General features: G+C 61.0%; 8 protein-coding genes and 1 tRNA gene. 4 read left to right on the top strand and 5 right to left on the bottom strand.

Annotation, left to right across the window (positions count from 1 at the left end):
- Nucleotides 1-1,168 precede the first annotated feature (1,168 nt).
- The 4 genes from AB870_RS04445 to AB870_RS04425 form a co-directional block, all read right to left on the bottom strand.
- Nucleotides 1,169-2,305, bottom strand: coding sequence for a porin (locus AB870_RS04445; RefSeq protein WP_047907100.1), 1,137 nt, complete (start codon nt 2,303-2,305; stop codon nt 1,169-1,171).
- Nucleotides 2,306-3,474: 1,169 nt separating this feature from the next.
- A tRNA-Ser gene (locus AB870_RS04435) sits at nt 3,475-3,565 on the bottom strand.
- A 97-nt stretch (nt 3,566-3,662) separates the two neighbouring features.
- Nucleotides 3,663-5,681 carry a sodium:solute symporter family protein gene (locus AB870_RS04430; RefSeq protein ID WP_047907098.1) on the bottom strand — a complete coding sequence of 673 codons (2,019 nt, stop codon included), beginning with the start codon at nt 5,679-5,681 and terminating at the stop codon, nt 3,663-3,665.
- A complete protein-coding gene (locus tag AB870_RS04425; protein WP_167362672.1) occupies nt 5,678-6,052 on the bottom strand; it encodes a DUF4212 domain-containing protein in 375 nt (124 codons plus the stop codon). Before AB870_RS04425 ends, AB870_RS04430 begins: the two co-directional genes overlap by 4 nt.
- A gap of 122 nt (nt 6,053-6,174) precedes the next feature.
- On the opposite strand from AB870_RS04425, the gene AB870_RS26265 reads away from it, so the two are divergent.
- Nucleotides 6,175-6,351: a hypothetical protein gene (locus AB870_RS26265; RefSeq protein WP_157112228.1), complete on the top strand. Its 177-nt coding sequence runs from the start codon at nt 6,175-6,177 to the stop codon at nt 6,349-6,351.
- A 182-nt stretch (nt 6,352-6,533) separates the two neighbouring features.
- Here the strand turns inward: AB870_RS26265 and acs are convergent, their stop codons facing one another.
- Nucleotides 6,534-8,516: an acetate--CoA ligase gene (gene acs, locus AB870_RS04415; protein ID WP_047907096.1), complete on the bottom strand. Its 1,983-nt coding sequence runs from the start codon at nt 8,514-8,516 to the stop codon at nt 6,534-6,536.
- Between the two features lie 342 nt (nt 8,517-8,858).
- On the opposite strand from acs, the gene AB870_RS04410 reads away from it, so the two are divergent.
- The 3 genes from AB870_RS04410 to AB870_RS04400 all read left to right on the top strand — a co-directional run bounded on the left by AB870_RS04410 (nt 8,859) and on the right by AB870_RS04400 (nt 12,073).
- Nucleotides 8,859-9,752, top strand: coding sequence for a DMT family transporter (locus AB870_RS04410; protein WP_047907095.1), 894 nt, complete (start codon nt 8,859-8,861; stop codon nt 9,750-9,752).
- Nucleotides 9,753-9,988: 236 nt separating this feature from the next.
- Entirely contained in the window at nt 9,989-10,504 is a 516-nt protein-coding gene (locus tag AB870_RS04405; protein WP_047907094.1) for a TIGR00645 family protein, read from the top strand.
- A 45-nt stretch (nt 10,505-10,549) separates the two neighbouring features.
- Complete coding sequence (locus AB870_RS04400) at nt 10,550-12,073, top strand: fumarate hydratase (RefSeq protein ID WP_047907093.1); 1,524 nt, start codon at nt 10,550-10,552, stop codon at nt 12,071-12,073.
- Nucleotides 12,074-12,105 lie beyond the last annotated feature (32 nt).

Here is a 12,105-nt window from a genome sequence, read left to right as displayed (position 1 = left end):
CGCCGCGTCGGGAAATCGATTCTTCGTCGATCAAAATCCGGTAGATTTTCGAACGGGTTTCTCCATGTCCGACCTTGCCGAATGCCGAAGGCGCGGAGTCACCACGAATTCTCCGGTGTTGTCCCTTCACTGGAAATCCCCCCAAAGCCATCCGGATGTGTCCCTCCATCCCCGGACGACCTTCAGTCGTAGCCCACACACATCCGTCCCGGCGAGACAATGGCAATACTCATAATCCAACACGGTCCGCCCCAATAATTGCGGAGATAATCGCCGCGCTCCTTGTACCTGCTGCCACGGCAACTGCACTACCTTCTTGTCTCGTCGATCTTGAGCCATAGGCCGCCTGACGCAGGCGTTCGGTCCCCAACTTGCTCTTCGGCGCGCTGCCTATCCAGCTGCATGCCTTTCAGTTTCTGAATTTGGGTTCGATGACCTCTGCGCCGTTTTTGTCATGATTCTCCAAATGAAACTCCGGCGGAGATTGCGGTGAAGAATTCTGCTTGGTCGGAGATAGTGCAAGCGCGTTAAGAAGAACTTCGGGAAGATGCTTATCGCGCAACAGCAGCCCAACAAGTTGCTCGGAATTCTTGGTCGCACCGCGGTCAATTGTCGCACGTGCGATAACCGTGTCGGTTCGCGGAAATGAGGAAGGGTCAACCAACGTGGCCGACGTTGCGAGGAGCAGGAGTCGAGCCGCACAATCAACGCAGACGGATGGCGTTGCGCGAAGGCACGCATTTTGAGAAAGAAGGGAGCAGTCGTCAGGACGATAAAAAGAGAGCCATCCGGCCATATGTCCGAATGGCGGCATTGAGCGCCCCCATGCTCGCAACGAGAACGCCTCGGAGGAAAGGCATCGTGCCTTGGGGCATTTGATTCCCGTCTCACACGAGAATCCCCCAATTTTTCGTGATTATTCAGAAATGGCGAAAAAAACCCGCACGAAGCGGGCCCATTACCCGACCAGGACTGCCGAAACATGCGTGATTACGCTGCTCGACAGACAAGAGCTGCGTATCGTCTCGGGGCGGTGGGCAGCCAGCAAGTAGGCCCAGCTTGGCACCCTGGTCGCGCAGCAAGGCCCAATGTGCGACGACTGGCAACAGTAAGCCCGCATGGGGGATGGGCTAAAGGGCCTTGTCGCGGCCCTAACATGATGTTCCGTTTAGAATTTGTGGCGGATCCCAGCGGTAACCGCCAATTGATTGCCAGTGAGCGATGGAGTTTGACCGTTCAACGACGCCGCGAACGTGTCGCCACTCACATGCTGCCAAAGTCCGACCAGATACGCGTCCGTGCGTTTCGAAAGCCAATAGTTGGCACCAAGCGCGATCTGATGGTAGCTGACCTTACCGTCTTGCTCATCATTCAAGCGAGTGTATGTGTACGCGGCACCCAGTTGCATGGCAGGCGTCAGCATGTACTTACCGTTCAATTCGATATTGTCAAACTTTGCAGACGCACCGTCGTAATCGTACTTGCTGTGGGAATATACGGCTCCGAGCGTTGCCGGACCAATTGCGTACGATCCGCCCAACGCGTAAATTTGGACCCGATCAATGTTCACTCCTCCGGCAACACTATTGAAATCGCCCGACACCGCCCCACCGCCAATACCCGGCACCGTGCCGTTGCCACCAGAATTATTCAGTGCGTTGGGCGCCCCCAAGTACAAATACCCCGCACCCAAGGTCAACGGACCATTTGAGTAGCCCGCACCAACCGACCATGCGCGATTATTGGCAAAACCGGTACCGCCACCGGTGTTAGCCTGGTTCGAGAAGCCGTACAAAGCACTGGCACTGAAGCCGTTGTAGTTGGCGGTGGTGTACTTGATCGAGTTGTTGATCCGGAACGAATTGTTAAGGTTGTCGTTATCGAGAACGTGCGCACCCGAGAACGTCGCCCATTGACTGCCTGAGGCAAGGGGTCCCACAAAGTCAACGACGGAGTCGTACTGACGACCGATCGTGACCGTACCCGCCGTTGCGCTGCTCAGACCGATGTAGGCTTGACGGCCGAACATGCGACCACCTTGACCCAGCGTGCCGTTATTCAACGAGAAACCATTTTCAAGCACGAATATGGCTTTCAGTCCACCGCCCAGATCTTCGGCACCTCTCAGGCCCCAGCGGCTACCCTGCAGGTTGCCGCTACCGAGTTTGAAGTTTTTGCTGCCCCCTGCGTTGCTGACGTACGTGAGGCCGGCGTCAACGATGCCATACAGGGTGACATTGCTTTGCGCATGCGCTACACCAGCAAATGCACAAAGTGATGCTAGAGCGAGAAGCGACTTCTTCATTAGAGAACTCCGTGTTGGGAAGCAAATTTAAGGTGGGTTCTGTTTCCACTCAATCGAGGGGGTATCAGAACTCAGGCGAGTGGGCCCCGGGTGCAGATACCTTTGGAGTTCACTGCAAATACGGGCTATTTAGCGTCGCCGCGCCGACCTGAAACTGAGGGCCCCCTCGCCTCAGTTCTGAAACTGAACGTTAAATTCGGAATCTGAGGATGGCTCGAAGACTAGCCCATTCGATATCGCGTTGGTTTTCGCAAAAATCGCAGAGGATTGTGAAACAGGCGTTGGAGAAATCGGAGGGGCCAGAAGGCGTGTACGGTTGAACCTCGAATGGCAGGGCTGTGACCGGCCCTCGGCGGAATAGCGTCCGCGTCGAAAATGTTGTGAGCTGGCAACGAACCTTGAGTGTGTGCGGGGGGACGTTGACCGACGTACGTCCGGGTTACCAAAGCGGTTGAATGGGGATACCTAGATTGGCACCCGTTCAAATTCGAAGTCCGTCTTAAGGGTGAAGACGCACGGACCCAATATGTGGAGGACCGGGAGGTTGATGCCTGTATTTCGATCAAGCCCAAGCGGCCACGTGGCGGCGTGGAAATGGTGCAGGCCTACATTCGACTTAAGGGCATGACCGGCATGGCGCGCGATGACTTGCTGCGCCTTCAACCGGAGAGGCACTTTACCGACGATGGAATTCTGATCGAGCGAAACAAGACGGCAAAGAAGACAGGGAAACGAACGCTCTATCAATGGACCGACGAATTACGTCGTTGCGGTGAAGGAAGCCATCGACGCCAGATCCGCTCAGAACCCAGCGCATCTATTTTGCAATCGCCGGGCAGTGCCGTACATCAACGAACGGACCGGACGCGCGGGAGGATAGGACTCGCTTTGGCGCGATTTCATGAACAGAGTTTTGGAGGAGACGGATGTCTCCGAGCGATTCTCAGAGCACGACTTGCGTGCCAAAGCAGCAAGTGACGCAGAGACGTTGGAGCATGCCCAAGCGCTGCTATCGCACACGGATAGCCGGACCAAGCGTCGCGTGTATCGCCGTAAAGCCGGGAAAGTGATGCCGCTGAAGTGAACTCTGCGAAGCCCGCTCTATTGCCCAACTTGGCATCTATCGCCCAAGCGGAACGGGTACTATCGCGCAAAGCCTTATGTGTCGGTGGCGGAGAGAGGGGGATTCGAACCCCCGATAGGCTATTAACCTATACACGCTTTCCAGGCGTGCGACTTAAACCACTCATCCATCTCTCCTGAATGGTCGAGCATTATAGCAGGTCGGCGGCAACATCTCATACCTTTCGTATCAGCCGGGGCAAAAATCCTTTGCGATGTCCCGCATCATGAACGTTCATGGGCGCCTCAGATGGTCCACCAGATGGCGGTCGCGCTCGCTTGGACGTGCGCCCAGCAGACTGAACGCGATCGCCACCGCGAACCCCACCGGCACGCCGAACGCGCCCGCCGAGATCGGGTCCACGCCCCACCAGCGCGAGCCGGCAAAACCCGTGAGGCGGGTGAAAAACGGATACGTCGTCGTAATGTAGTACACGCACACCAACAACCCGCTCACCATCCCGGCCGTCGCGCCCAGACGCGTCGTGCGCTTCCAGAATACCCCCAGCACCAACGCCGGAAACAAGCACGACGCCGCCAACGAAAACGCCGCCCCGACCAAAAACAAAATGTTCCCCAGCTTCAACGACGTCACATACGACGCAAACATCGCCACGCACAACAGCAAGATCTTCGACGTCGTCACCCGCTTCTGACTCGACGCATTCCTGTCCACCATGTGGAAATAGACGTCGTGCGACAACGCATTCGCAATCGTCAGCAACAACCCGTCCGCCGTCGACAACACCGCCGCCAACGCCCCCGCCGCCACCAGGCCCGAAATCACATACGGCAGCCCAGCAATCTCCGGCCCCGCCAGCACCAGCATGTCCGGCTGCATCCAGATCTCACCCCACTGCACCACTCCATCCCGGTAGACGTCCGCAATGTCCAACTGCACCGGCGTCGCGTGCCGCCATTGCGTCACCCAACCCGGCAAATTCTCGTACCGCGCCCCCACCAGATGCAACAGCACGTCGTACTTGAGCATCACCGCCAGCGCAGGCGCACTCACATACAACAACGCGACGAAGAACAATGTCCATCCGACCGAACTTCGTGCGCCCTGCACCGTTGCCGTCGTACCGTAACGCGTCAGAATGTGCGGCAAGCTCGCCGTCCCGATCATCAGGCAAACCATCAATAACAGGAAATTCAGACGCTGCGAACTGCGCGTCGTGTCGTCGCGCGCCGGGAACGGTTCGGTCATCGCCCTCGGCGGCTCACTGCGCTCGACGTACTGATTGCGCATCTCCAGCCACTGGTTCTGCGCCTCACCCACATCGCGCGGAAACGCCTCCAACTTCGTTTCGAGCACCTTCACGTCCCGCAGCGGACCATTGCGACGCTTCGTATCCAACAACTGACGCTCCAGCTCCGCCCGCTCGCTGTAGAACGTGTCCGGCAACCCGTCCAGCCGACGCTGCATCTGGTCCGCCTGATCGCGGTAGTAATCGCGCACCTCCTGCTCAGATACCGATTTTTTGAGATCCTTCTCCAGCGCCTCGACCTTCGCCAACGCCTCGCCATACGTGAACTGCGGAAACCAGCCGTTGCCGGTCTGATGGCCGATCATCGCGGTTGGCACCAGAAATGCGGTAATCATGATGATGTACTGCGCAACCTGCGTCCAAGTCACCGCGCGCATCCCGCCCAGGAACGAACACACGAGAATGCCCGCCAGTCCGAAGAAGATGCCGATCGTGAACTCGACACCGATGAAGCGCGACGCAATCAATCCCACGCCCTGAATCTGCGCGACCAGATAGACGAACGAACACAGAATCGTCGAGAAGACACCCAACGCCCGCACCAGATTGCTGTCGTAACGCGTGCCGAGGAAGTCGGGCACGGTGTATCGCCCCATCTTGCGCAGGTAGGGCGCAAGCAGAAACGCCACCAGGCAGTAGCCGCCCGTCCACCCCATGACGTAGGCGAGGCCGTCGTACCCGGAAACGTACAGCGACCCCGCCAGCCCCATGAACGACGCCGCGCTCATCCAGTCGGCCGCGCAGGCCATGCCGTTGAACATCGGCGGCACCCGACGTCCGGCGACGTAGTATTCGGTGGCGTCCGAGGTGCGCGAAATCAGACCGATCACGGCGTAGACGGCGATCGTTACGAAGAGGAACGCGTACCCGATCCATACGCCCGGCCCATTGACCTTCTCGAGCAGGCCGATCATCAACACGAACGCGAGAAAGCCTGCCGTGTAATACAGGTAGTAGCGCAGCAGCCTGCGCGTGAAACTCATCGGTAGAGGTGCGCCGACACGGCGCGCGACGATGTACCGGAAGCCGCACTCGCCGTGGCGCTCCGCGAAGTGGCAGGCGCCATCGCGCCCTCCGGCGTAACACCAGAAATGTCGCCGGGAATGTCGCCGGAAAGCCCCAGGCTGTCCCGACGCGCGTCACGCAACCTGTGCAACGCCTCGCGATACCGCGAATCGTTGCGACGCTGCATGAAGGCGTAAACAACGATCAAAACAATGTCGATCAGGATCGCGCCCTGCGCGCCCATGTAGAACGGCAACGGCCAACCGGCAAATCGCGTGGAGGCCCACTCGCGCGCCCAGAACTGCGGCACGAATGTGACGACGAAACCGATCGCCATCAGTGCGGCCACCAGCCACAGCGTGCACCGCCAGTGACCCGCGGCAATGGCAGCCGCTTCACCGTGCCAGTCGACGTCGGGCGGCAGACGAGGGGATTCAACGCGACCGGTCGACATCACTGGTCCTCGACGAAGTGAACGAAGTCAACGAAATCGGCAAAATCGGACGAAATGGACGAAATGGACGAAACGAACGAAACGGGCAAATGCAAACCACGGGCGAAATCGCCGCGACGCCGCGGTTTGCCAACACCGTCGATTTGCGCCGAACGGACATGATGGAAGCTGCTGCAATGTTGCGAACGGGATGAGCGGTACAACACCCCTCGCTTGCCGGGGCCACCCGGCAACGCAAACACGCCGTCAGACACCGGGTCCGACGGCGTGTCGCCGACATTGGCAGCGTGCGGCGCATCGCCGTTGCCGGCGGCGCCAGAGCGCATGCGGTTCGCCATCGCAGGCCGCTAACGGATGGGGATATCGCCCCGGCCTCTCACTGCGCCTGCTTGAGCTGGTCCAGAATGGCCGGATTCTCAAGCGTCGACGTGTCCTGCGTGATTTCTTCGCCCTTGGCGATCACACGCAGCAAACGGCGCATGATCTTGCCCGAACGCGTCTTCGGCAGGTTGTCGCCGAAACGGATGTCCTTCGGCTTCGCAATCGGACCGATTTCCTTGCCGACCCAATTGCGCAGTTCGAGGGCCAGCTGCCTCGCCTCGTCCCCCGTCGGACGCGCGCGCTTGAGCACCACGAACGCGACGATCGCCTCGCCCGTCGTGTCGTCCGGACGCCCCACCACCGCCGCCTCCGCCACGATCGGGTTCGCCACCAGCGCCGACTCGATTTCCATCGTGCCCATGCGGTGACCGGAGACATTCAGCACGTCGTCGATACGACCCATGATCGTGAAGTAGCCGGTCTTCGCATCGCGAATCGAACCGTCACCCGCCAGATAGATCTTGCCGCCCAACTCCGACGGGAAGTAGCTCGACTTGTAACGCTCCGGATCGCCCCAGATCGTGCGAATCATCGACGGCCAGGGACGCTTGATCACCAGCATGCCGCCCTGTCCGTTCGGCACGTCCTGTCCCGTCTCGTCGACAATGGCCACCGCCACGCCCGGCAGGCCCAGCGTGCACGAACCCGGCACCAGCGGCGTGGCGCCCGGCAGCGGCGTGATCACGTGACCGCCGGTTTCCGTCTGCCACCACGTGTCGACGATGGGACAGCGCCCGCCGCCCACGTTCTCGTAGTACCACATCCACGCTTCCGGATTGATCGGCTCGCCGACCGATCCGAGGATACGTAGAGACGACAGGTCGTATTGCTTGGGATGCACTTCGGGCGTCTGCTCGGCGGCCTTGATCAGCGAACGGATCGCCGTCGGCGCCGTATAGAACACAGTCACCTTGTGACGGCCGATCATTTCCCAGAAGCGGCCGGCATTCGGATACGTCGGCACGCCTTCGAACACCACCTGGGTCGCGCCCACGGCCAGCGGACCGTAGGCAATGTACGTATGACCGGTAATCCAGCCGATGTCGGCCGTGCACCAGAAAACGTCGTCCGGCTTGATGTCGAACGTCCACTGCATCGTGAGCGACGCCCACAGCAGATAGCCGCCCGTGCTGTGCTGCACGCCCTTCGGCTTGCCCGTGGAGCCCGACGTGTAAAGGATGAAGAGCGGGTGCTCGGCGCTCACCCATTCCGGCTCGCACTGGTCCGATTGACCGGCGACGAGGTCTTGCAGCACTTCGTCGCGACCGGCCTGCATCGTGACATTGCCGCCCGTGCGACGGTAGACGATCACCGACGTCACATGCTCGCAGCCGCCCATGGCGAGGGCTTCGTCGACGATGGCCTTGAGCGGCAGCGCCTTGCCGCCACGCATTTGCTCGTCGGCAGTGACGATGGCGACAGCGCCAGCGTCGATCACGCGCTCGTTGAGCGATTTGGCCGAGAAGCCGCCGAACACGACCGAATGGGTCGCGCCAATCCGGGCGCACGCCTGCATCGCGACCACGCCTTCGATGGACATCGGCATGTAAATGACCACGCGGTCACCTTTTTTCACGCCCTTTGCCTTGAGCGCGTTCGCAAAGCGGTTCACGCGTGCGAGCAGGTCGCGATAGGTGACGGGCGTCACCGTGCCGTCGTCGGCTTCGAAAAGGATGGCGGGTTTATCACCCAGGCCGGCTTCGATCTGGCGGTCCAGGCAGTTGTAGGAGGCGTTGATCTGACCGTCTTCGAACCACGTATAGAACGGGGCGTTGGTCTCGTCGAGGACTTTGGTGAACGGCTTGTGCCAGGCCAGATTCTGACGCGCCTGACGCGCCCAGAATCCCTCGTAATCCTTCTCGGCCTCGGCGCAAAGCGCCTCATAGGCTGGCATGCCGGAAATGTTCGCTTTGGCGACAAGCGCCTGCGGCGGCGCGAACACGCGCTGCTCCTGCAATACCGATTCGATTGCTGCCATGAGTTGTCCCCTCTTATGGATATGCAGATACGATTGCAATCAAGCTTAAACAAATCGCTAACGTCACATTAAGACGAGCGACTTACTAACGCCTTACACTGGTGCATTCGACCGCCGCGCGGCAGGTGCGGGACTCACGCATTGCGCGTTGTCGCGTTGCAGCAAGCTGTGGCGTATTCGCTACAATCCTACGCTTATCACCCCCTTCCCGCCACCCCGGAATCGCCCGCAGCGCCCGTGAATTCGACATCTACGCCGCAATCGTCCGCCCAAAGTACCGGCACCGCGTCCGCCACGGACCGTCTGTTCGCCCGATTTCCAAGCTTCGCCCTCGCGCTGGCTATGACCATCGTCGGGACCAACGTCGGCATCGGCAAGACCATGGTTGCCGTCATGCCGGTGGCTGCCTTCGCCTTGTGGCGCTTCGTCATCGCCATCGTGGCCCTCTCGCCGCGCTACCGGCCGTCGGTCATGCGACGCGTGACGCGCCGCCAATGGGGCCACTTGTTCGTGCAGACGTTTTTCGGCACTTTCCTCTTCACCTTGCTGATCCTGTTCGGCGTACGCATGACGACGGCCACCGCCGCCGGCGTCATTACCGCCACCCTGCCCGCCTGCGTTGCCCTGCTCTCATGGGCCGTGCTGCGCGAACACCCGTCGCGCCGCACGCTTGTGAGCATCGGGCTGGCGATTGCGGGCGTGGCGCTGCTCAACGTCTCTCGCGGCGACAGCCATGGCGCCACCTCCGCCACATTCGATGCGGCCGCCAACGCCTGGCTCGGCAACGCGCTGGTGCTCGGCGCCGTCTTCTGCGAAGCCATTTACGTCATCGTCTCGAAACGGCTCTCGGCCGAGTTGCCCGCCATCGACATCTGTGCCTATACGCATCTGATCGGCGGCGCGCTGATGCTGCCCTTCGGGATTGCGGGCCTGATGGCGGTGGACTACGCGGCGTTGATGCCCGGCCATTGGGCGCTGATCGTCTGGTACGGCCTTGCCGCGAGCGTTTTCTCGTTTTTCCTGTGGATGCGCGGCATACGCCACGTCAGCGCCCAGCTTGCCGGGGTTTTCACGGCGATGGTCCCCGTGGCCGCGACCGCCTACGGCGTGATCTTCCTCGACGAGCGGCTGTCCATCGCGCAGGGCGGCGCCCTGGCGCTCACGGTCGCCGGGATCGTGCTGGCCGCCGTGCCCGGTGCCGGTTCGCGAAAGACGTTATTGCCCGCACGCGACTGAATCGGACACTGCCCCGCCGCCAAGACGTTGTAAAATGCCCGCCATGCCGGATTTCGCGACGCGATATCCGGCCCCCCGATTCCCGAACCCGATTTCACTGAAAACTACAGCCCGTGTCCCGAGGCGCGGGCCAGCGTCCTTACTTCGTCAATACCGCCATGTCGACTCCCGGCCGACCGTCCGCCACGTCGGATACGTCTGATACGTCTGATACGCCGGCGCGCTCCTCGCGCCCCATGCGTCCTTTGCCCCGCGTCATTTTCTTCAGCCGCTGGCTGCAACTGCCGCTCTATCTCGGACTGATCGCCGCGCAGGCCGTCTACGTCTACAAATTCCTCGTCGAGCTTTTCCACCTCGTCTCGCATGCCGCGACATTCGACGAAACGCAGATCATGCTCGTCGTGCTCGGCCTGATCGACGTGGTGATGATTTCGAACCTGCTCATCATGGTCATCATCGGCGGTTATGAGACCTTCGTCTCCCGTCTGGGCGTCGAAGGGCACCCCGACGAGCCGGAATGGCTCGATCATGTGAATGCCGGTGTGCTCAAGGTGAAGCTGTCGATGGCGCTCATCAGCATCTCGTCGATCCATCTGCTCAAGACGTTCATCGATGCGTCCCAGCAGACGCCGCACACCATCATGTGGCAAGTGATCATTCACTGCGCGTTCCTGCTTTCCGCCGTCGTCATGGCCTACGTCAACAAGATGACGAACGACAGCCACGCGCCGGCGTACGCCACCCCGCATTAGTCAGTCATTACAAACACCAGTCCCCACTAAGTCGAGAGCCGTTTCATGTCTACCGTCATTAAAGAAGACGACGTCATTCAGAGCGTCGCCGGTGCCCTTCAGTACATCAGCTACTACCATCCGGACGATTACATTCAGGCACTGGGCCGCGCCTACGAGGCCGAAGAAAGCCCCGCTGCCAAGGACGCCATCGCCCAGATCCTGACCAACAGCCGCATGTGCGCCGAAGGCCGCCGTCCGCTGTGCCAGGACACCGGTATCGTGACCGTGTTCGTGAAGGTCGGCATGAACGTGCGCTGGGACGCCAAGCGCAGCCTCACCGACATGATCAACGAAGGCGTGCGTCAGGCTTACCTGCACCCGGACAACGTGCTGCGCGCCTCGATCGTGGCCCCGCCGGAAGCCGGCCGCAAGAACACGAAGGACAACACGCCGGCCGTCATCCACTACGAGATCGTGGAAGGCGACAAGGTGGACATCACGGTCGCAGCCAAGGGCGGCGGCTCCGAGAACAAGTCGAAGTTCGTGATGCTCAACCCGTCCGACTCGATCGTCGACTGGGTGGTGAAGACCGTGCCGACGATGGGCGCCGGCTGGTGCCCGCCCGGCATGCTCGGCATCGGGATCGGCGGCACCGCCGAGAAGGCCATGGTCCTCGCCAAGGAATCGCTCATGGATCCGATCGACATCCATGACGTGATCAAGCGCGGTCCGCAAAACTGGAATGAAGAGCTGCGTATCGAGTTGTTCGAGAAGGTCAACGCGCTGGGCATCGGCGCGCAAGGCCTCGGCGGTCTGGCCACCGTGCTCGACGTGAAGATCCTCGATTACCCGACGCACGCCGCCTCGAAGCCGGTCGCCATGATTCCGAACTGCGCCGCCACGCGTCACGCGCACTTCACGCTGGACGGCTCGGGCCCGTCGTTCCTCGCGGCTCCGTCGCTCGACGCATGGCCGAACGTGCACTGGGCGCCGAACACGGAAACCAGCAAGCGCGTCGATCTGGACAACCTCACGCCGGAAGAAATCACGAGCTGGAAGCCGGGCCAGACCCTGCTGCTCTCGGGCAAGATGCTCACCGGCCGTGACGCCGCGCACAAGCGCATCGCCGACATGGTCGCCAAGGGCGAACCGCTGCCGGTGGACTTCAAGGGCCGCGCCATCTACTACGTCGGCCCGGTCGATCCGGTGCGCGACGAAGTCGTCGGTCCCGCAGGCCCGACCACGTCGACCCGCATGGACAAGTTCTCCGACCTGATGCTCGGCAAGCTCGGTCTGTCCGTGATGATCGGCAAGTCGGAACGCGGCCCTGCCGCCATCGAAGCCATCAAGCAACAGAAAGCAGCGTATCTGATGGCCGTCGGTGGTGCAGCGTACCTCGTGTCCAAGGCGATTCGCGCCGCACGCGTGCTGGCCTTCGAAGACCTCGGCATGGAAGCGATCTATGAGTTCGACGTCAAGGACATGCCGGTGACGGTGGCGGTGGACTCGACCGGTGTCTCCGTGCACCAGACCGGCCCGAAGGAATGGCAGGCCAGGATCGGCAAGATTCCGGTCGCAGCGCAATAAGTCGCGTTCCGTTCGACGGCGCGCCCAACGTC

Origin of the sequence: Pandoraea faecigallinarum (assembly GCF_001029105.3) — a bacterium.
Taxonomy (GTDB): Bacteria; Pseudomonadota; Gammaproteobacteria; order Burkholderiales; family Burkholderiaceae; genus Pandoraea; species Pandoraea faecigallinarum.
The sequence above is the reverse complement of the archived record's forward strand: the minus strand, read 5'-3'. Positions and strand labels throughout refer to the sequence as shown.

What these genes read in the sequence shown, in the direction of transcription:
- AB870_RS04445 (WP_047907100.1), bottom strand. Translation starts at nt 2,305, where the DNA reads ATGAAGAAGTCGCTTCTCGCTCTAGCATCACTTTGTGCATTTGCTGGT.
- AB870_RS04430 (WP_047907098.1), bottom strand. Translation starts at nt 5,681, where the DNA reads ATGAGTTTCACGCGCAGGCTGCTGCGCTACTACCTGTATTACACGGCA.
- acs (WP_047907096.1), bottom strand. Translation starts at nt 8,516, where the DNA reads ATGGCAGCAATCGAATCGGTATTGCAGGAGCAGCGCGTGTTCGCGCCG.
- AB870_RS04410 (WP_047907095.1), top strand. Translation starts at nt 8,859, where the DNA reads ATGACCATCGTCGGGACCAACGTCGGCATCGGCAAGACCATGGTTGCC.
- AB870_RS04405 (WP_047907094.1), top strand. Translation starts at nt 9,989, where the DNA reads ATGCGTCCTTTGCCCCGCGTCATTTTCTTCAGCCGCTGGCTGCAACTG.
- AB870_RS04400 (WP_047907093.1), top strand. Translation starts at nt 10,550, where the DNA reads ATGTCTACCGTCATTAAAGAAGACGACGTCATTCAGAGCGTCGCCGGT.